We start from the raw sequence: 18,853 nt of genomic DNA on the forward strand, positions 1-18,853 counted from the left end.
CATTTCCTCTAATCGAACCATCTCGCTTCGAATTGTCGCACTTGAAACACCGAATAACTTCGCCAGCGTTACGCTACCGACAGGGGCAGCAATCTCGGCATATTGTTCAATAATAGTCGCTAGAATGGCAATTTGACGATCGGTCATGCTTACACTATACCGTAAATTGGCACTTGGCGTCAATGAGTGCTAAGTGAATAATCTACTTTTTTAGCCAGTCGCGGTACGCATTTAGGACTATTCCGAATACCTGATTAGGATTATTCGCTTTTGTATCAACAACAAGATCATAGTTCGTCGTATTATAAGGATCTACACTGTAAAACTTCTCGTAACGACGCGTTTCACTATCGAGACGCTGCTGTAAAATATCAGCATACTCTTTAACATCGTTGGGGATATGTTCGAACTTTAGTCGGGTTGGATCCATACTAGATAAGACACGCTGTGCAGCCGTCTCTAAATCTAAATCCAAATATACCTTAAACGAATAGGGCATCCAGTGCCATGCCATTCGTGAATCAATGACAATCTCATCCTCTGCAGAGCCAATATCACGAAGCCTTTGGTCAACTAAATAATCGATGTCGGTTCCCTTTTCGCCAGATAGGTTTGCTTGTAAAACATCAATCCCTCGCTCCTTACCGATAGCACGAAAAAGATCACCGGACGAAAAATGTTGAAAGCCAAGTTCTGCCGCTACTGCCTTTGAAGTTGTCGATTTTCCACTGCCTGGTTTGCCTGCAATCGTTATAATATGTTTCTTCTGCATTTGTTCACTTATTTCCATATACAAAGTATACCAGAGTTAAACCATGGTCCAACACTAGTCACGTTTCAACATTACCGTAAAAGCTTCTGATGGAATGTCTACTTTACCAAAACGCTTCATACGCTTCTTGCCTTTTGCTTGCTTTGCCAGCACTTTCTTTTTACGCGAGACGTCACCGCCGTACAGGCCGGTCGTAACGTCTTTTCGATATGCACTAAGATCAGCGCGTGCTATAAATTTTCCGCCAATTGCCGCTTGTAGTGCAACCTGGAAATTCTGGCGTGGAATAACTTCTTTTAGCTTGTCGACGACAACCCTGCCTAAACTTTGGGATTCACTACGGTGAGCCATAACAGATAACGCATCGACGATTTGACCAGCCACATAAAAATCAACTTTTACGAGGTCTTCGGGTTTATAGAGGTCAAGTTCGTAATTAAAGCTGCCATATCCACTCGTGACTGACTTTAGCTGATCATAAAAATCCGTTAAAAGGTTAGCGAGCGGAGCCTCGAAACTGATGAGCGCGCGCTCATCAATGTAGCTAAGGTTTTTCTGAATGCCGCGTTTGCCTACGACAAGTTGGATAACGCTACCAATATATTCTTGGGGAACAACGATTTCACCCTTGATCCACGGCTCACGAATCTCAGTGATTTTTGTCGGGTCAGGAAGGTCACTCGCCGATTTAATATCAAGCTCTTCGCCACTTTTAAGGCTTATCTGGTAATCTGTCGATGGGTTGGTAACGACAAGATCTAAATTATATTCACGCTCTAAACGTTCGCGAATGATATCCATATGAAGAAGGCCGAGAAACCCGATACGAACGCCAAATCCAAGTACTGGTGAGTTTTCAGGTTCAAACTGAAGAGCCGAGTCGCTTAAAGATAGCTTTTCTACCGCATCTTTTAGCTCCTGGTAATCTTCATTACTGACCGGAAAAAAGCCAGCGTAGACAAATGGTTTTACGTCTTGGTAACCGGGTAGTTGTTCGCTTGCGTGCGCTCGTTTTACCGTCACCGTGTCGCCGACACGCGCATCACGAGTCGTCTTCAGGTTGGTGACAATGTAGCCGATTTCACCCGTAGAAATGTCCGCTCTTGATTTCATCATTGGAGAAAGCATCCCTACCTCTAGAGCTATGCCACTAGCACTGGTAGCTAGCATTTCAATCGTGTCACCCTTCTTTATAGAACCGTCCACGACCCGAACATACAAGATAACTCCTCGGTAATCATCGTAATAGCTATCGAAAATAAGCGACCGGGTGGGCTTCTCTACTTCACCTTGCGGAGGAACGATCTTTTCAACAACAGCATCAAGTACTTCAATAACACCCTGACCTGTTTTGGCGCTAATCTTTAAAATATCATCATCTTTACAGCCTAAAAGATTAATAATTTCAGCCGAAACACGTGGCACATCAGCCGCAGGCAGGTCGATTTTATTAAGAACAGGAATAATAGTGAGTTCTGCGGCAAGTGCAAGGTACACGTTAGCAAGCGTTTGCGCCTGAATTCCCTGACTTGCGTCTACCACCAAAATCGCACCCTCGCACGCTTCAAGGCTTCGTGATACTTCATAGCTAAAGTCGACGTGACCAGGGGTGTCAATCAAGTTAAGATCATGCCCTTTGTAGCTCATACGGACAGGGGCAAGTTTAATCGTGATTCCCTTCTCGCGTTCTAGGTCCATGGTATCTAATAGCTGCGATTTCATATCGCGCTTTTCAACCGTACTCGTTAACTCCATCATGCGATCAGCAAGCGTTGATTTGCCGTGATCGATGTGAGCAATGATACAAAAGTTTCTAATCTGTTCTTGATTCATAGTTCAAAGGTAAATTATACCATCACGAGCGTGCTTTGCCAAAGAAGAGTGTCTTGATCTTCGAGAGAACAGGGTCCGCTTCGCTTAACTTCAACAACTTACTAAACCATAGATAGGCTAGCCCGCTCACCGCTACAATAACCCCAAACTTAGGGAACGTCGCAAGGAAGCTTTGGTCGGCACTCTGCAATTGGAAAAGCTGAACGGTAATATAACAGATAAGTGCCATGAATCCCGTGGCGCTCACCATGCGTCCCAAGGCATGAACGAATACCATATCAAATAAGCCTGGAATACGCCCAGCCATAATAACAAATAGAATCGCCACTTCGATTGCAGCAACGATCGACTGCGCCCAAGCTAGACCATACGGTCCCATTTTGAGTGTCGTCGTAAACCAAATCGCGAGCGCAATATTAAGTCCAATGGCAAAAATTGAAATATAGAGCGGCGTTTTTGTGTCTTGCTGTGCATAAAAACTCCGGGCTGCAATGTGATAAATCGAGCGGAACAAGATTGCCACAACAAGCGCCCCGAGTAGTCCGGCGATGAGTGGGTCACCACCATTCTTGATAAAGTTCACGAGGTATCCACGGGTAAAGTACGCTACCGTTGCCACTGGGAGTGCCAGCCACACAATCACGCGAAGGATCGTTTGCAGATCCTGCTTGAACAAATCCGGCCTGCCTTGGCTAAGGTGTTCGGTCATTTTTGGAAATGCTGCCGTGCTGATTGCCACGCCAATGAGGTTAATCGGCACCATATGAAGCGTCGTTGCCTGTTGGTACGCACGAACTGTTCCGGCTGCCATACGCGACGCGATATTTGTTTCCACGATACTGTTTAAATAGTCAGCTCCTTGGTCAAGTGAACGGGCGGGAAGTAGGGTAAGCACTTTTCGAAACCCCTTGTTCTTCCAGTAAATCTTAAACCTGTAATCGAACCCTAGTCCGATTAGCCCGATCGAACTTACCACTAATTGCAGGATTGACCCTAGAACCACGCCTAGCGCTACCCCCATAATTCCGCCTTCAAAAACCTGCCAGCCAAATATATTAATACCGTTCGTAAAGAATGTTGCGCCAATAATAATACCTACGTTGTAGATGGTAGGCGCCAAAGCATAAAACGTAAATCGCCCTACTGCCTGTTGCATACTTGCAATCACTGTCGCCACCGCAAACAAGAATGGGTTTACCGCAATAACGCGCATCATGCTAATCGCGAGGTTGCGTCCAGACTCATCGAGCCCTGGCCCGACAACGTAGCGGACAAGTGGTTCTGCAAAAATGATAATCAAAACACTCGCCAGCAAGGTGACGAGTGACATAAAGTTCACCATACTTGTCGATAATTCCCACGCTGATTTTTTATTACCGCTTGCAAGTCGTTGATTAAAAACTGGGATAAACGTCACGCTCAGTGCGCCCGATACGAGGATAAAGAACATGAAATCAGGAATCGTAAACGCAACAGTATACGCGTCTAACCCAACCTTATAGGTATCGTAGTAGAGTCCGTTGAGGAAACGTTCCCGGTAAAGACCGAGTGCACTTGATAAAAGAGTCGATCCAGCTAGCAGAATAGCTGCTAGCTGGACTGTTAGTCTTAGGTTGGCTTTGGCAACGACAGTTCGGACTCGACTCATATCAGGATGCCTACTGCCTAATGAAGCTTCGCTGCTGTTGGAAGCTTAGTCTTTGCAAAGATCTTTTCAACAGCTTTATCCTCAATCGTTTCTTCTTTAATAAGTGATGCCGCCATTTCGTCAAGGCTTTGTCGGTTTGCTTCGATGACAAGTTGAGCACGCGTTGCCGCTTCTTTAATCAAAGCTTCAACTTCACCATCGATTTCTTTTGCCGTATCATCGCTATACGGTCGTTCATGAGTAATCTTATCGAATACCATGCCGCCGCTATCATCGTGGAATACTTGATCGCGAAGCTTCGTTCCCATTCCTTGCTCGATGACCATGTCACGGGCAATTTCAGTTGCTTTACGCAGGTCAGATCCAGCACCGGTGGTGATTCCATCAGCGCCATAAATGATCTTTTCGGCAATACGACCACCTAATGCACGGGCAAGAATATCTTTGAACTCGTACACATTGGTGTAGCTTTTGTCTTCAGGGGGCAAAAACCATGTCACACCACCAGTACCGCCACGAGGGATGATCGTGACCTTGTGAACAGGATCGCTGTCAGGCAAGACATGTCCAACAAGCGCGTGGCCGGCTTCGTGGTAGGCAGTTAGCTGCTTTTCCTTTTCGTTCATAATCTTGGTTTTGCGTTCTGGACCAATGGCTACTTTTTCAAATGCTTCAGTTAAATCTTTATTACTGATCTTTTTTGCATTGCGGCGTGCAGCGATAATCGCCGCTTCGTTTGCAATGTTAGCTAGGTCAGCACCAGATGATCCGGCTGTTTTTGCGGCCAAAGCATCAAGGTTGACTGTTTCATCAGCGGGTTTCTTTTTAAAGTGAACCTTCAAAATCGCTTCACGGTCTTTACGCTCTGGCAGCATAATGTTCGTACGACGGTCGAAACGACCAGGACGCAAGAGGGCAGGGTCAAGCACATCCGCACGGTTAGTCGCAGCAAGGACAATTACGTTTGTTCCTGTTTCGAAACCGTCCATCTCGACCAAGATCTGGTTAAGCGTTTGTTCACGTTCGTCGTGTCCACCACCCATACCGCTACCACGTTTGCGGCCAACGGCGTCAATTTCATCGATAAAGATGATCGCTGGAGCGTTCTTTTTGGCTTTGGCGAATAGGTCGCGTACACGGCTTGCACCAACACCTACGAACATTTCAACGAATTCAGAACCGGAGATACTAAAGAATGGTACGTTTGCCTCGCCTGCGACAGCCCTTGCGAGCATTGTCTTACCCGTACCTGGGTTACCTACTAGTAGCACACCCTTTGGAATCTTAGCCCCGAGGCTCTCGTATTTTTTAGGACTTTTCAGGAAGTCAACGACTTCTTCAAGGTCTTGTTTTGCGCTGTCGTTACCGGCAATATCGCCAAAGACAACTTTTTCTTTGTCGATACCATATAGCTTGGCCTTTGACTTACCAAAGCCCATCGCTTGGTTATTCTGCCCTTGTGCCTGGCGCATCATGAACATAAAGAATCCGGCAATCAGCAGAACTGGAATGACGATGATGGCAAGATTCCATAACGTATTGCCTGTTTCCGACTGAGGAACTACCTTTACCTGTGTTTTATCTTGCTTCAGCCCTTGTTCGTAAATACTGCTGCTGCCTTCTTTAACCGATTTTTCGGTCGGTTTAGATTGGCCCTTAGGGGTGACTTTGACATCATTACCCTGAATTTCAATCTGAGTGATCTCGCCAGCGTTAGCCCGTGAAATAACATCAGATATCGAAACATCCTTTAGGGTGCTTGGCTGTGAAACAAGCGCGACGACAATAAGCGCCACGAAGACCATAACCGCCCAAAAGACGCTTAGCCGAATAATATTTCCCATTTTCTTTTTAGGAGGTTGTTGCTTTGTTGCCATATAAAATTTAGTCGTCCTTTGTTTTCAAGGTTATATCAGAAAATTCCCACTCTCATAATAATAGCATCTCACGAGGCTCTATTGATAGTATTTCTTTAGTTTCAGAAATATGATTCAAGAGCAGGATATTTACTTTATTATGACAAGACATAATTAGAGATAGCTTAAGAAGTCTGAATAGCAAAAGTCTGAATAGCAAAATGCAAGCTACACCCAGATCCAATTTCAAAAATAGAACCCGGTTTTGCCGTCTTGACCGCTAGTAACGCGCGCTTCGCCTGCGGCCTCGTACAGGCCACACCTGCTTTTTTTGCAATCATGCGCCGCAGCAATTCTTCGGCGGTCGTTGCGTCAATAGTGATCAGAAGATACCGGCTTTGTTCCTCGCCAGCTTGAATGAAGTTGTCTTCCTCTTTATAAATCACCGATTTTAATTCGAGCTGGCGTTTCCAAATTTCCAGTAGTTCCTTTTTTGTTCCGCCCGAAAGGGAAGTACCGATTTTTTGACGCAGCCGGTTCCGTAAATATACGTCGCTACTATTCGTACTGTCCTCTGTCCACTCTAGATGTTTTGCCGTTGCATACATGCGTATATCATTTTTAGATAGGCGGAGTAGCGGACGGGCGATATCTTGGTTTCCCAGCGCCGCAATACCCTTCCAACCCGTACCGCGAGTCAGGTTAATCGCAATCGTTTCAATAACGTCGTCGCTATGATGTGCCGTCACGATAACCGCGCCCTGTCTCGCTGCCTGTTCGCGTAAAAATGTATACCGCCTAGACCGTGCCAAATCTTCACTTGTACCTGGTCCTAGCTCTTCACGTTTTGTCACAAATTCAAGGCCATAACTTCTAGCCAACGCACCGACAAACCGAGCGTCGGCTGCCGAATCTGGCCGAATACCATGGTCAAAGTGAGCAACGATAAGGTCATGTTTCGCATCGGTTACTAACATGTTTAGCAGTACGACCGAATCAATACCTCCGCTTACTGCCACCAAATAACGCATACTACCCTAGCCTTTTCGAAACGACTACCCCAAGCCAGATGCCAAATATTCCGCCAACGATACCCATTAAGATGCTCCAGCCGCTGAGCAAATCATTATCTCCGAACAATACGGGTATATAACCACCCAAAATACTAAAGACAGTTGCAAATATCAAAATGACACGCTTATTCATAGTCTTATTATACGCATACTTATAGATACCTAGTACTACCAAACGGAACTTTTTGTTTAACGTAAATTCCCGTCCCTAACGTATCGGCAGCGTGGATCATACGATCGCCAAAGCGACGATTGATTGTATCTATCGCTTCGGTCACATATTGTTCGCGCGCCATTTGATCACCGAATAAACTCAGCTGGTCGCCCGCATTGTCTTCTAGCTCATAACAGGTAATGCTAATTCTTATAATATTGTCTGGTGCCCGCGAAAAAAGCATAGCGGCCTGAGCATAAATAGCCTCGTTGCTAAAAAAGGGGAGAGCAGACATATGACGAGAATGCCAATATCCTTCGGTGCGTGATTTTGCGGTGACCAATACTCCACGTGCAGCCTTGTTTTGAAGCCGCATCCTATGTCCTACCGATTCACATAAATGATGGAGTCTTTGCATGATTTGCGTCCGCGAAAGATCAAACGCCTCTAGCACATACTGCCTGCCCACTGTTTTCACGTCTGTCGAAACATCGTCCACTTCCCAGCCTCGCAGACGCTGATGCCAATGTTCACCGATCACGCTTTTAAAAACGATCCTATGAAGCGTCGTCGGGTCAGCATCCAAAAATTCAAGCGGTTTATAAATGCCGACCTTATTTAATCGTGCTTCGTTACGACCAGCGATCCCAGTTAGATCGGTAAGCTTTAGTGTCTCTAGCGTATCCCGCAAATTTTCGTGCGTAATCACGTCTAGGCCATCTGGTTTATGCAAACCAGCGGCTGTTTTTGCAAGGAAACGATTGGTCGCAATTCCCACGTTACAGCGCATCGCAATCCCCACCTCATCCCGCAAACTTTGTTTTATTTCATGGCCAATATCGACGAGGCTGCGTGCTTTTATAGCATCAGTTGTTTGATTAAAATCAATCACGCCTTCATCAATACTTTTCATTGTGATGTGTGCCGAGTAGCGTTTCATGATATCCATCATTTTGTGATACACATAGCGATATTTAGGCGGATCACTTTCTAGCGCCACCAGACCCGGGGCGAGCAGTCGCGCTTCTTTGACACTCATTCCCATCGTCACCCCAAGTTTTTTCGCTTCGTAACTAGCAGTCACAATCATTGTGTGCTCGGTGCGACGATTCACAATAACGACCGGCCGGCCACGAAGCATTGGCCTTGCCTGCTGTTCGACCGTCGCAAAACATGAATTAAGGTCAATATGCATGATCAAAGGACGCTCATCATTATATGACTGATTCATAATGATCCATTTCCCTGGTTAAGTGCCACGTTAGCCGTTCGCTATCAAATTCCAACCGGTAATCAGTACCTCCGTCTGTCACATCAAATATATGCATCGTACGAAGACCCTTGTTGTCAGGGTGGCGCAGGCCGATCTCTGTTATTTCAATCACCCGTCCGTTTGGCCTGCGAAACCGCGATGGCCTGCAAGGATTTAATCCTTCGCCAAAGCTTGCAATTACTTCTACCCGTTCGTTCAAAAAAAGTTCATCATCCATTGTCAAAAATCCCAAAATTATAGTTTGAGAAACGATTCAATGATTGTATTGCCCGTCTGCTTTGCCCGTTTCTAGCGAAGTATCCGAAGACAATGAATGATATTCCACCGGAGGGACGCTTTGCTGCTAGCAGCTAGTGTGTGTCGCGGGGATGTACTTTTATTATACTCCCGGCTAGGTGTTCCGTACAGTCAAGCCAAGTTCGTTTGCCAGGTACGGTGCAGCGATTGTCAGCTGCACGCTATCAATCGTCGCGCCTTTTAATGACGTCCAGCCAGATATTTCAATAAGTTCAGAGCTTCGCAGGTCAACTTGTTTACATTTCGCCTGGTCAAACACGGTTTTTTCGAGCGTGCATGATTCGAACGTAACGTCATATAGTATCGCACCCAGAAAATCCGTTTCAGCAAACGTGCAATCGACAAATTTCACCCGTCGCAGGTCTGCAAATCGTAAATTCGCCATATCTAATTTACAACCGCTAAATATGACGTCATGAAGATTAGTCTTACTAAAATCCACTCCTGTCATGCGGCAATTGCTAAACGAAGCCCTGTTAATCGCGCCGTTTGCAAGATGTGTCGCCGAAAAATCGGTCTGCTGCGCCACAAGATCTTTCGCGCTTACCCGTTCTAATTGTGCGGCGGTCAGTAGTATTTTTTCAAACTTTACACCAGATATGTTCAAACCCGAAACAAGGCAATTCGTTGCATCAATATCTGCTAAAATCACGTCCTCTAAGTCGCCGTCCAACAGTTCATCAAGTGTTGCATCCTCTAGCTGTGCTGGCATCTGTGGCGGGCTTATTTTCATTTAGACAGCGCTAGTCCTTCAATTACTTCAGCGTTTTTGAGTTTCAATAGTTCTTTTGGATCAAGTAATACTTTTGTTGACCGGTTTCCACCGCCCATAATCACTTTTTCCTGCTCCATCACGGCGCTATCTACATAAATTGGCAGGTCATTAATGCCGATCGCCGTTACGCCACCAACCATCATGTCAGTCAGTTTAACTGTCGTTTCACTATCCGCAAACGATACTTTTCGTACATCCATTAGCTGGCGTGCTTTTTTATTAACGTCCAGTTTAGTCGTCGCCAGCACCACGCAAACGGCATATTTCGTTGGTTCTATTTTTCGTGACGCCAAAATGATTGTATTGGCCGATTGATCCGGGGAAAATCCGTACTTTTCACAAAACGCAGCTGTGTCGGCAAAATCCGGATCACAAGGAAATACTTCATAAGATATACTGTTTTCTTCGAGTGTTTTTTGAACAATAGGTAAAAGCCGTTCTGTCATATATCTAGTATATAGAAAATCACCTCTGGAAACCATCTCGTCTTTTTGGTATAATCGGCAAGTACATGGCAGCGTAGCTCAGTTGGTTAGAGCGTAGGACTCATAAGCCTAAGGTCACAGGTTCGAAACCTGTCGCTGCTACCAGGATAGATATATTTAGAACACCCCTTTCAAAGGAGGTGTTCTTTTTATATGCAGAAAGTTGAGACTCCATTAATAGAGCTAGGGGTCACGGATAAATACCTATATTATAAAAGGCTCTTGCCGAGGAAGAGGTCGACTGTTAGAGAAAGTTTAAACCCTATTGCACTCGCATAGTAAATAGAACATTCCTATTGAATGTTCTCGACGACGCACCTCAACAACATCCGATTGGTCAAGGACGATATCAATAGCCCGAGTCGCACCCGAAAAGGGAGTTGGAACATGAGATTGCGAGTAGTAGCTGTTATCAGCGCAGTGTTGATGCTGATACTTACGGCTTGCGGTAAAGGAGATGACGAGGTGAACACTTCGCCCTCGTCTACCCAGGACACTGTGCCGACAGCAACAACGTCGGCGTCTCAACCCAGTGCAGCGCCTTCTGTTGCACCCGAAAAGAAGGCCGTCTTCACCGGCATCGTCAGCCTTAAAAGCTTCGGGGGCGTGTGCGAAACAGAAAAGTGCTGGCTGCCCACGCAACTAAGTACTCAAGTGGTCAATGGCCAGTCGGTCACCATCCCCGAAGTCGGTTCACGCAAGAGCTGGCCGAACGAAGGAGACCAAGTACATGTTCTCCGCCTGATCAAGGGCGGCCAGATGATCTCGGACAAAACAGGTGTCTGCAAGTCCGATCTGTGGTACAAAATCGTCGTGCCGCTACAGTGGGTCGACGAGAGCATGCGGAACCGTGTCGAGCAGGTTCCCGTCTACGGCGGTGTCGCCGCATTCGTAAGCGCTCAGTGGGTCACGCACCTCGACGGTACGTCCGACATACCATGCAAGAACAGCTAATTGATCGTCATCACCAAAAGCTACCTATCCTCCACTGGCAAGGAGGATAGGTAGCGATGACACCTTGTTATACTTATAAAGATGATTCATAAAAAATACGTCCACGATTTTAAAGGAGATGGCGAAGTAATTGTCCTACTTCACGGTTTTCTTGCGTCGTCATCATACTGGTCTAAATTACAGCCGCTTTTAACGAATTCAGGCTATCGGGTCGTTACGATTGATTTGCTCGGATTTGGCCATGCACCAAAACCCAAAAATCTACAATATACCTATGACGATCATGTGACCTATTTGCATAAAATTTTTGGCGATTTGAACCTATCTAAATTTACCCTTATTGGCCATTCCATGGGCGCGCTCATTGCTAGCCGTTATGCATTGTTACACCCTGATCTGAACGCGCTAATACTTCTTCATCCACCTCTTTACAAAAATACCCAAGAGGCACAAAACACTTTGAGGTCTACGGGCAAGCATTACCGTTTCTTTTTAGACTCGCGGTTTCGAGAGCTGGGCTGGATTGCCATGCGCGTACTTCCCTTTACGCGCATTAGTCCACACGGCCGCGCTGCACGTGAAGGATCTCTGCGAAACGTTATAGAGTCAGCGCAAATTTTTGACGACCTGGAACAAATGACAACAAAAACTTTGCTTGTTATTGGATCAAAAGACCGACATCAGTACCTCACGAATATTACTCTTTTTCCTCTCAGCAGATCGGTTACTATATCACGCCACAACGTTAACCATCACTCGCCTTTCTATAAGCCCAATCTCGTCCATGATATAGTTCGGACTACTATTGATTGACTTTATACAAAATAAATGATGTAGTAATTTCACCTTGTCGAGTCTCGACTCCGGGGTACATTAACAGTTCACTGCTATTTTATAGGTAGAACTTACTACGATGACACAGCCAGTATCATCTGATAAGTTCTACTTATAATCACACCGACCGAAAGGAACTCATGCCCACCAAAGCCCAGGCGGAAAAGCCGATGGACTTGCTCTTCGCCCTGCTCGACGAGATCCTCATCAGGATGTCCGAACCTGCCAACTACTACGTTCGTCCCACCGAGGGCGAAGCAGCACTCGACAATCCCAAGTGGCGTCCTCGCGCCGAGTGTGGCATTCCGTCACTCTTCCCGCTCAAAAAACCAACCAGGGTGATCGTCTACGGCGCCGGATGGAAGACTGGGAGCGCCAAGCGCTCGATCAAGCTTTCGAACCACCAGATCGTCGCAGCCAACAACAGGCCCGAGCCTGAGCCTGAAGATTTGGTCGTCAACCTGCATGAGATCGGCGATTCCGATGACGAGCGCATGGCGCTTGTGATGCCGGTCGTCGCTTTCCTGAAGGCAGGCTGGAACAGGACATCCCTCACGGCATAGCAGTGAACTGATCGGGTAGAGGACTGATGCAGACGCGCCTGTCCTCTACCTGGTAGCTCCTAAGTGCATTAGTTTTAGTGCTTTTAGAAACTACGCTATTGATTAAATAGCAAACTTATTGTATAATTTATTTAACTTTGTTGAGATACAACTCCAAGGTACCTTAAAAGCTTTCTGTTATGATATTGATTCTTCTGTTGAGGACTCGCCTACGCGAATTTCACGTACCCGAGCCCTCAACCGATCATCAATCACAATTCGAACGGGGTAAAGGGATGGACAAGTTGGAGCGAGGTGTCGTACTGTCCTTTGACGAGGACGAAAAAATCGGCAAACTGGTCATTCTGAACAAGAAGGGCCAAAAGACGGGTATCGTGCTTGACTTCCGCTACCGAGCAGGACAATTCGTCGAATTCGATAAGGGCGAGGTGACATTCAGCGGACCGACGTCATTCATACGGATCATGACCTTTCCCGCCGCCGGAGATGAGCTCATCTTCAAGCGTTCGAACGGCAAGATCACCATCTGGACCGACGCCGAGTTTTACGACTCGTGCAAAAACCGGGCAACTTTACCGTTTTACCGGCTAATCACTCGGCGCTCCGGTGGACACCAAGACAAAGTTCGCTGGTCCGGCTACGGACTAGTCGGACTCCCAGATTTTTTCACGCTCAAGAGTGTGGATGGAAGAACAATCGACCCTCTCACCCATCCTGATTACAACGGAGCCGGAGTACGGACCACCTTCGAGGTGTACATTGCCGACGGATGCGAAGCTCGTGAAGACGCTGTGTTTGGCGCATGGGTCAGCTGCAACAAGGATCCGCGCCACTCCAGCGTCCAACAACCCAAGGCAAGTTGACCCGTCCTAAACCTCATAACGGAGAGCTGCCATTCAGGTGGGAGTTGGCGCTACAATGCCAGCTCCCACCTGGTAGTTCCTAAACGCATTAGACTCATAGTGCTTTTGGGAACTTTTTTTAAATTTATGTAAGTTTACTTGCATAAATAAAACTACTAGCCTACTATACGGTTATACATAAGCGTAATCTAAGAATGAAAATGAAAAAAAATATACATAAAACGACTCTCAGTATTTTCAGCTCTATAACTTTAGCGCTTGCATTTGTACTAATTCCCTTCCAGCACACAGCCAGTGCAGCCTCGTGTGCGCCAGTATCGGCAATTGGGGTATCGACAAATGAAGTAAGCGTGCCAAGCGATGGTATATATCGCATTTGGAGTCGCGTTATGCCAACCGATGCAACGAATAACTCATTCTGGCTAGAAATCGACGGCACCACTTGTATCTTAGTCGGCGACACACCGCTTGCAGCAAACAAATGGGCCTGGGTTGATAATCAACAGGGTATAGCGACTACTAAAATTGATGTGACTCTCAAAACTGGCAAACACACAATCAAAGCCATAGGCCGGGAATCATCGGTAAAAGTTGACCGAATCATGGCCCTACTAGACAAGGCCTGTGTGCCTACTGGTATGGGTGATAACTGTACTGCTGCCTCAACAGATACAACGCCTCCAAGCGTCCCTCAGCAACTAAAGGCAGCTGCGGCAAGCCCAACACAGATTAACCTATCATGGACTCCAAGCACCGATCCGTCGGGTATCGCTGGCTACGATGTATTTAGGTCTGGCGATGGTGGAAGTGCTCAAAAGATCGCGACAGTAACGACAGTTAGCTTTGGCGACGCACAATTAAAACCTGCCACCAAATATACCTACTACGTTACTGCCCGGGATATGGCCAATAACTCAAGTGCATCGTCCGCCACTAGCGAAGCAACAACCCCAAGCATTCCTTCAAATGTCCAAAAAGTCACAGGTAAACTTACCGCCAGAGACGACGAACAGCTTGGCAATGCCCAAATTATCGTTCGTAGCGGTCACGGTGAACGGCATATCTACGCAACAACTGCCGATGGAAGTTATACTGTCCAAGACCTCAAACCAGGGACGTATACCTTCAAATATAAAGCTCGCGGCTACAATCCAAAAACAATCACACTACGAGTATCCGCCGGACAAACAATTACTAAAAATGTCGTCTTAAGAATGCGTTAAGGAGAACCTATGCAACCTGAATTTAACCCTCAACCTGAACCTCAACCACAATCTCAGCCTCAACCACAGCCAGATAACACCCCGTTTCAGACACCAGAAACACCGACGCCACCTCAGAAATCACCCAAAACAAAGATACTTGTTATACTTCTTGCGGTTATCGTCGTCCTTGCAATAGGCAGTGGCATCACCTGGTTCGTGATGAGCAAAGTATCCACGTCTGAAACAACACAGCAGGCAACAGCACCGGCGAAAGTAACCATCACAAAAGACGGCTTTACTCCCGCATCTATCAAAGTGAAAAAAGACCAAGCTGTCGAATGGATAAACGATGACGGAACACCTCATAGCATCGCATCCGATCCTCATCCTTCACACGACCAGCTTCCAGGCCTTGATAGCATTGACCCTCTTAACACTGGTGAATCTTACCTATTCACCTTTGAAACCACCGGAACATATACCTATCATGACGATGTAAACCCTGACAAGTTCAAGGGAACGGTGATCGTTGAATAAAATCATGAATAAATTTATATCTTCAAAAAAAATCGTACTTTCTGCTATCGGACTTCTTGTCGGTGTAGCAAGCATAGGCAGCGTCGCTCATGCAGTCGACCTACTGGCAAGTATCGAACCTGAAAATGGCACCCTGCAAAACCCTGCAAAAGTAATTACCGACACGACGGCATCAGGCGGAAAAGCAGTCCAGTTTGGCGTCGCAACAACGACCACACCTCCACCGACTACCCCTCCAACACCTCCGCCATCAACACCACCTAGTACGGGTTCTTACAAAAAACTTACCCCTGGCACTGCTTGGCAATGGCAGTTAACTGGTACGATTAATGAAACTATCTTGGACGGGGTGAACAATAGCAAAAAAATGTACGACATTGATGTTTACGATACTCCCGCACCAACAATCACCCGATTAAAAGCTAAAGGCATAACGGTCATTTGTTATTTTAGTGCTGGTTCGGCAGAAAACTGGCGACCAGACTACAGCAAATTCCCTGCATCCGTCATGGGTAAGGGTCTTGATGGCTGGGCTGGCGAAAAATGGCTTGATGTACGCCAACTTGACGTGCTACGGCCAATCATGGGTGCACGTATGGACATGGCTAAGGACAAGGGCTGTGACGGCCTAGAACCTGACAACGTGGATGCATACACTAACAGCACGGGATTCCCGCTTACTGCCGCTCATCAGGCCGCATACAACCGTATGCTTGCCCAGGAAGGTCACAAGCGTAACCTATCAGTCGGTCTAAAAAACGACGTTGACCAAATTGCGACACTCGTAAACGACTTTGACTGGGCACTCAACGAGCAATGCTACCAATACAACGAATGTGACGGCTATAAAGTGTTCATTCAACAAGGCAAAGCAGTCTTTGGCGTCGAATACAGCTTGGACATCAGCAAGTTCTGCTCAAAAGCGAATACCGCTAACTACGACTGGCTCAAAAAGAGTTTGAACCTCGGTGCAACCCCTAGAACCACTTGTCGATAAGCTAAATAAACCTCGCATCCAGCATTGATTCCCACCTGGTAGTCCCTGACCACATTGTTGCTAATGTTTTTAGGAACTGTACGCCACACAGTATCGCTCTAGGTCTTCTGCCGAGTTAATCCCAATTCCGTATTCAGTAGCTTCACTTTTTAAAAGAGTGACGTGGCAAAGTGGGGGTTTATAATCTGGAATTAGTGCTTGAACGAATTCACGTAGTTCGTCAACACCATCAATTTCCACCGATCCAATCATCGTCATCTGCCCTTCTTTGCGACAAATATATCGCTCTTCACCTAGGCTAACGAAATGTAACTTATGTGTCTGCAAAAAATCCCGAACAGCATCAGCAATTTCCTGTTCCCTTGCTTCGTCGGCTATGTAATCTCTTGTCGCCACAAGCGAGCAGTGATATTCATTTTTTGGCAAAAGCTCAACACCTTCAAAAACCTGCAAGGGCAGGGGAGTCATATTCTCCGTTATGTCTAACGCGATGTACCCTTTTGCATCCCCATCATACCAAACACCCTGACCTAAGATCTGTTTAGCCATGAATTTTCTCGCCCCTCTCTAGCATTCCAATAAACTTCTCAATCCTTGCCTGCCGTGTTTCGGGCTTTTTTGCCATGTGTAGACGAAATAAAATCGCGTAGGTATTTGTTTTGTTGAGCGTCTCATAAAAGCTTTTGGCTGCTAGATTCTTATCTAACGCCGCCTGAAAATCATCAGGTATCATCATGTTCTTTTGCGAATCATATGCTGCGTCCCATCGCCCATCTTTTTTCGCCGCTTCAACCGCCTCTATACCGCTTGGCTGCATTCTGCCTGTTGCAGTTAGCTGCGCGATCTTTTCAACATTCACTTTTGACCACGTACTCTTCGGTCGCCTAGGCGTATATTTTTGCAAATAATGCTTATCGTCTAGCCCCCTTCGAATCCCGTCAATCCACCCATAACAAAGTGCGCCATCAAGCGCCTCTGGCTGAGTGATAGATTTTATACCTGATCCTTTTTTGGCGATCTTCATGACAACGCCTTGCTCATCTGCATAATGTTTAGTAAGCCAAGCTTCCCAATCTGCGAGAGATTCAAATAATATGATTGGAGATTCGATAATCATGTCTTCTCAGTATTTTGGATAATTAAGTAAATTTCCTTAGATTTAGTATCATTTCCATAATAACAGTCTGGTTACAGAGTTTGACAGTGCATTCAATACCACCTATCCCTATGGTTACAGCTTTGATAATCTGGCAGCAGCAAATTTACATCTTCAGCTTTTTATGAAAATCACATTGATACGTATATTCGGTTTCGCCTCCGTTAGAAGAGATATTTTAAAAGATATCGTTTACAGATTTGTAAATCTGAGCTTACCAGATTTACAAAATTTGGTAAAATTGTAACAATGCAAAACGATATACTAAACCACGAATTTCCTCCTAATCTAGATGCTATATGGGAGAAAGAATTTGCCTTGCAGTTGGCTGCGGCGCAAGGTGCTATTAGTGGTCTCAGTCAAGCCGTCCCTCTTTTACATAACCCCGACCTCCTTATGCAGCCCTTGCTAGACAAGGAGGCTGAATCTAGTTCACGTCTTGAAGGCACTCTTGCTTCTGTTGAAGATGTTTATAAAGCCGAGCTAAAGAGCGCCCAGGCAGAGGATAGTGATGACGTAAGAGAAACAAAGAATTATCGCCTAGCACTTACCCAGGGAGTTCATCTCATAAAAACACGCCCCCTTAATCAAGTTGCCGTCAGGCAAATACATGCAACGCTCCTAAATGGAGTGCGCGGAGAAAAAAAGCATCCTGGTAAATATCGCACAGGCGATGTATGGATTGGCGTTGCAGGCACTGGAGTTGGTGATGCTCGGTATGTTCCACCAAGTGCAATTCATATTCCACAATTAATGGACTCTCTGGAAGAGTTAATTAACTCAAGTGGCATCCACCCATTGATAACTTGTGGAATTATTCATCACAGGTTTGAAGGCGTACACCCTTTCGAGGATGGTAACGGAAGAACGGGACGTCTTCTCATAACACTCTATCTATTGAAAACGGGAATGCTCGCTGCGCCAATGCTTTACCCTAGCGGATTTTTCGAGAAAAACAAGCGAGATTATATGAATGCGCTTCACTCTGTAGATATAAGCCAGGATTGGAGTGGTTGGTTACTATTTTTCTTAAAAGGCATAGAAACCCAGGCTCTAGTATCGTTGAAAGTAGCCCGGGACATTGACGCACTCTACAAAAGCCATAGAGAAAAGCTACAAAATGCCACAAGCCATATTGGCCTGCTGAGAGTATTGGAATTTTGCTTCGTCCAGCCGATAGTAAACGTGAAGTACGTCTCCGAAAAACTCTCTATGAACCCTCAGACCGTTCGTAGATACCTAGTACAGTTAGATGAGGCTGGAATTCTTGACTTGGATCATGTCCTCGACCGAGGTGAGAAGATATATTCAAATACAAAACTTCTTGAGTTACTGAGGCAAATATAGATCATTCTATATGATAGAAAATCGACAATCATAAAGTATTTTAATCTAACACATACTAAAAGGCCTCTCGCAGAAGCCTCTTAGTATTTAAAAACTAGTGATTATTATTGTACTGGTGACGTTTCAAATCCTGGACACCATGCGGTGATCATTGGACTTGCGATGCTTAGGTAGCCAGTATCATTTGGCGGGTAAACACGAAGTTTGGTTGCGCCTGTTTTACATGTTCCT

General features: G+C 45.9%; 20 protein-coding genes and 1 tRNA gene. 9 read left to right on the forward strand and 12 right to left on the reverse strand.

Going from position 1 to position 18,853, the window contains the following annotated elements; translation table 11 throughout:
• Positions 1 to 202: 202 nt before the first annotated feature.
• From VK497_03255 to VK497_03300, 10 genes are all read right to left on the reverse strand, one after another.
• Entirely contained in the window at positions 203 to 790 is a 588-nt protein-coding gene (locus VK497_03255; GenBank protein ID HMI09387.1) for a nucleoside monophosphate kinase, read from the reverse strand.
• A gap of 36 nt (positions 791 to 826) precedes the next feature.
• Positions 827 to 2,605 carry a translation elongation factor 4 gene (lepA, locus tag VK497_03260; protein HMI09388.1) on the reverse strand — a complete coding sequence of 593 codons (1,779 nt, stop codon included), beginning with the start codon at positions 2,603 to 2,605 and terminating at the stop codon, positions 827 to 829.
• 22 nt (positions 2,606 to 2,627) lie between these two features.
• Positions 2,628 to 4,253, reverse strand: coding sequence for a lipid II flippase MurJ (locus tag VK497_03265; protein HMI09389.1), 1,626 nt, complete (start codon positions 4,251 to 4,253; stop codon positions 2,628 to 2,630).
• Positions 4,254 to 4,270: 17 nt separating this feature from the next.
• Entirely contained in the window at positions 4,271 to 6,130 is a 1,860-nt protein-coding gene (gene ftsH, locus VK497_03270; GenBank protein ID HMI09390.1) for an ATP-dependent zinc metalloprotease FtsH, read from the reverse strand.
• Positions 6,131 to 6,294: 164 nt separating this feature from the next.
• The gene (tilS, locus tag VK497_03275) at positions 6,295 to 7,128 is read right to left on the reverse strand and encodes a tRNA lysidine(34) synthetase TilS (GenBank protein HMI09391.1); all 834 of its coding nucleotides are present in this window, start codon (positions 7,126 to 7,128) and stop codon (positions 6,295 to 6,297) included.
• 13 nt (positions 7,129 to 7,141) lie between these two features.
• Positions 7,142 to 7,315, reverse strand: a complete 174-nt coding sequence (locus tag VK497_03280; protein ID HMI09392.1) for a hypothetical protein — start codon at positions 7,313 to 7,315, stop codon at positions 7,142 to 7,144.
• Positions 7,316 to 7,334: 19 nt separating this feature from the next.
• The gene (locus VK497_03285) at positions 7,335 to 8,567 is read right to left on the reverse strand and encodes a hypothetical protein (protein HMI09393.1); all 1,233 of its coding nucleotides are present in this window, start codon (positions 8,565 to 8,567) and stop codon (positions 7,335 to 7,337) included.
• Entirely contained in the window at positions 8,551 to 8,826 is a 276-nt protein-coding gene (locus tag VK497_03290; GenBank protein HMI09394.1) for a hypothetical protein, read from the reverse strand. Before VK497_03290 ends, VK497_03285 begins: the two co-directional genes overlap by 17 nt.
• 174 nt (positions 8,827 to 9,000) lie before the next feature.
• Complete coding sequence (locus tag VK497_03295; GenBank protein ID HMI09395.1) at positions 9,001 to 9,639, reverse strand: pentapeptide repeat-containing protein; 639 nt, start codon at positions 9,637 to 9,639, stop codon at positions 9,001 to 9,003.
• Positions 9,636 to 10,127, reverse strand: coding sequence for a YbaK/EbsC family protein (locus VK497_03300; GenBank protein HMI09396.1), 492 nt, complete (start codon positions 10,125 to 10,127; stop codon positions 9,636 to 9,638). The genes VK497_03295 and VK497_03300 overlap by 4 nt, the downstream gene beginning before the upstream one ends.
• Before the next feature lie 67 nt (positions 10,128 to 10,194).
• On the opposite strand from VK497_03300, the gene VK497_03305 reads away from it, so the two are divergent.
• The 8 genes from VK497_03305 (at position 10,195) to VK497_03340 (ending at position 16,119) form a co-directional block, all read left to right on the forward strand.
• A tRNA-Met gene (locus tag VK497_03305) sits at positions 10,195 to 10,271 on the forward strand.
• Between the two features lie 393 nt (positions 10,272 to 10,664).
• On the forward strand, positions 10,665 to 11,120 hold the full coding sequence (locus VK497_03310) for a hypothetical protein (GenBank protein HMI09397.1): 456 nt from the start codon (positions 10,665 to 10,667) through the stop codon (positions 11,118 to 11,120).
• A gap of 81 nt (positions 11,121 to 11,201) precedes the next feature.
• Positions 11,202 to 11,933: an alpha/beta hydrolase gene (locus tag VK497_03315; protein HMI09398.1), complete on the forward strand. Its 732-nt coding sequence runs from the start codon at positions 11,202 to 11,204 to the stop codon at positions 11,931 to 11,933.
• A gap of 161 nt (positions 11,934 to 12,094) precedes the next feature.
• Positions 12,095 to 12,517, forward strand: a complete 423-nt coding sequence (locus tag VK497_03320; protein ID HMI09399.1) for a hypothetical protein — start codon at positions 12,095 to 12,097, stop codon at positions 12,515 to 12,517.
• Between the two features lie 275 nt (positions 12,518 to 12,792).
• On the forward strand, positions 12,793 to 13,380 hold the full coding sequence (locus tag VK497_03325) for a hypothetical protein (protein HMI09400.1): 588 nt from the start codon (positions 12,793 to 12,795) through the stop codon (positions 13,378 to 13,380).
• 200 nt (positions 13,381 to 13,580) lie between these two features.
• Positions 13,581 to 14,603, forward strand: coding sequence for a carboxypeptidase regulatory-like domain-containing protein (locus VK497_03330; GenBank protein HMI09401.1), 1,023 nt, complete (start codon positions 13,581 to 13,583; stop codon positions 14,601 to 14,603).
• Positions 14,604 to 14,612: 9 nt separating this feature from the next.
• A complete protein-coding gene (locus VK497_03335; GenBank protein HMI09402.1) occupies positions 14,613 to 15,122 on the forward strand; it encodes a cupredoxin domain-containing protein in 510 nt (169 codons plus the stop codon).
• Between the two features lie 4 nt (positions 15,123 to 15,126).
• Positions 15,127 to 16,119 (forward strand): endo alpha-1,4 polygalactosaminidase, encoded by a 993-nt coding sequence (locus tag VK497_03340; GenBank protein HMI09403.1) that lies wholly within the window; start codon positions 15,127 to 15,129, stop codon positions 16,117 to 16,119.
• A 69-nt stretch (positions 16,120 to 16,188) separates the two neighbouring features.
• Here VK497_03340 and VK497_03345 read toward each other — a convergent pair whose 3' ends face one another.
• Positions 16,189 to 16,668 carry a hypothetical protein gene (locus VK497_03345; protein ID HMI09404.1) on the reverse strand — a complete coding sequence of 160 codons (480 nt, stop codon included), beginning with the start codon at positions 16,666 to 16,668 and terminating at the stop codon, positions 16,189 to 16,191.
• A complete protein-coding gene (locus VK497_03350) occupies positions 16,661 to 17,236 on the reverse strand; it encodes a YdeI/OmpD-associated family protein (protein ID HMI09405.1) in 576 nt (191 codons plus the stop codon). The genes VK497_03345 and VK497_03350 overlap by 8 nt, the downstream gene beginning before the upstream one ends.
• A 288-nt stretch (positions 17,237 to 17,524) precedes the next feature.
• Here VK497_03350 and VK497_03355 point away from each other — a divergent pair, with 288 nt between their 5' ends.
• The gene (locus VK497_03355) at positions 17,525 to 18,622 is read left to right on the forward strand and encodes a Fic family protein (protein HMI09406.1); all 1,098 of its coding nucleotides are present in this window, start codon (positions 17,525 to 17,527) and stop codon (positions 18,620 to 18,622) included.
• Positions 18,623 to 18,853: the final 231 nt, after the last annotated feature.

It is taken from the genome of Candidatus Saccharimonadales bacterium (assembly GCA_035317825.1).
Lineage (GTDB): Bacteria > Patescibacteriota > Saccharimonadia > Saccharimonadales > Saccharimonadaceae > DATHGB01.

Bases quoted from the DNA above. Each gene is read 5' to 3' on its own strand.
- VK497_03345 (HMI09404.1), bottom strand. From the start codon at position 16,668: ATGGCTAAACAGATCTTAGGTCAGGGTGTTTGGTATGATGGGGATGCA.
- VK497_03355 (HMI09406.1), top strand. From the start codon at position 17,525: ATGCAAAACGATATACTAAACCACGAATTTCCTCCTAATCTAGATGCT.
- VK497_03300 (HMI09396.1), bottom strand. From the start codon at position 10,127: ATGACAGAACGGCTTTTACCTATTGTTCAAAAAACACTCGAAGAAAAC.
- VK497_03335 (HMI09402.1), top strand. From the start codon at position 14,613: ATGCAACCTGAATTTAACCCTCAACCTGAACCTCAACCACAATCTCAG.
- VK497_03265 (HMI09389.1), bottom strand. From the start codon at position 4,253: ATGAGTCGAGTCCGAACTGTCGTTGCCAAAGCCAACCTAAGACTAACA.
- VK497_03340 (HMI09403.1), top strand. From the start codon at position 15,127: ATGAATAAATTTATATCTTCAAAAAAAATCGTACTTTCTGCTATCGGA.
- VK497_03290 (HMI09394.1), bottom strand. From the start codon at position 8,826: ATGGATGATGAACTTTTTTTGAACGAACGGGTAGAAGTAATTGCAAGC.
- VK497_03295 (HMI09395.1), bottom strand. From the start codon at position 9,639: ATGAAAATAAGCCCGCCACAGATGCCAGCACAGCTAGAGGATGCAACA.
- VK497_03315 (HMI09398.1), top strand. From the start codon at position 11,202: ATGATTCATAAAAAATACGTCCACGATTTTAAAGGAGATGGCGAAGTA.
- VK497_03255 (HMI09387.1), bottom strand. From the start codon at position 790: ATGGAAATAAGTGAACAAATGCAGAAGAAACATATTATAACGATTGCA.
- VK497_03320 (HMI09399.1), top strand. From the start codon at position 12,095: ATGCCCACCAAAGCCCAGGCGGAAAAGCCGATGGACTTGCTCTTCGCC.
- VK497_03350 (HMI09405.1), bottom strand. From the start codon at position 17,236: ATGATTATCGAATCTCCAATCATATTATTTGAATCTCTCGCAGATTGG.
- VK497_03280 (HMI09392.1), bottom strand. From the start codon at position 7,315: ATGAATAAGCGTGTCATTTTGATATTTGCAACTGTCTTTAGTATTTTG.
- lepA (HMI09388.1), bottom strand. From the start codon at position 2,605: ATGAATCAAGAACAGATTAGAAACTTTTGTATCATTGCTCACATCGAT.
- VK497_03325 (HMI09400.1), top strand. From the start codon at position 12,793: ATGGACAAGTTGGAGCGAGGTGTCGTACTGTCCTTTGACGAGGACGAA.
- VK497_03285 (HMI09393.1), bottom strand. From the start codon at position 8,567: ATGAATCAGTCATATAATGATGAGCGTCCTTTGATCATGCATATTGAC.
- ftsH (HMI09390.1), bottom strand. From the start codon at position 6,130: ATGGCAACAAAGCAACAACCTCCTAAAAAGAAAATGGGAAATATTATT.
- VK497_03330 (HMI09401.1), top strand. From the start codon at position 13,581: ATGAAAAAAAATATACATAAAACGACTCTCAGTATTTTCAGCTCTATA.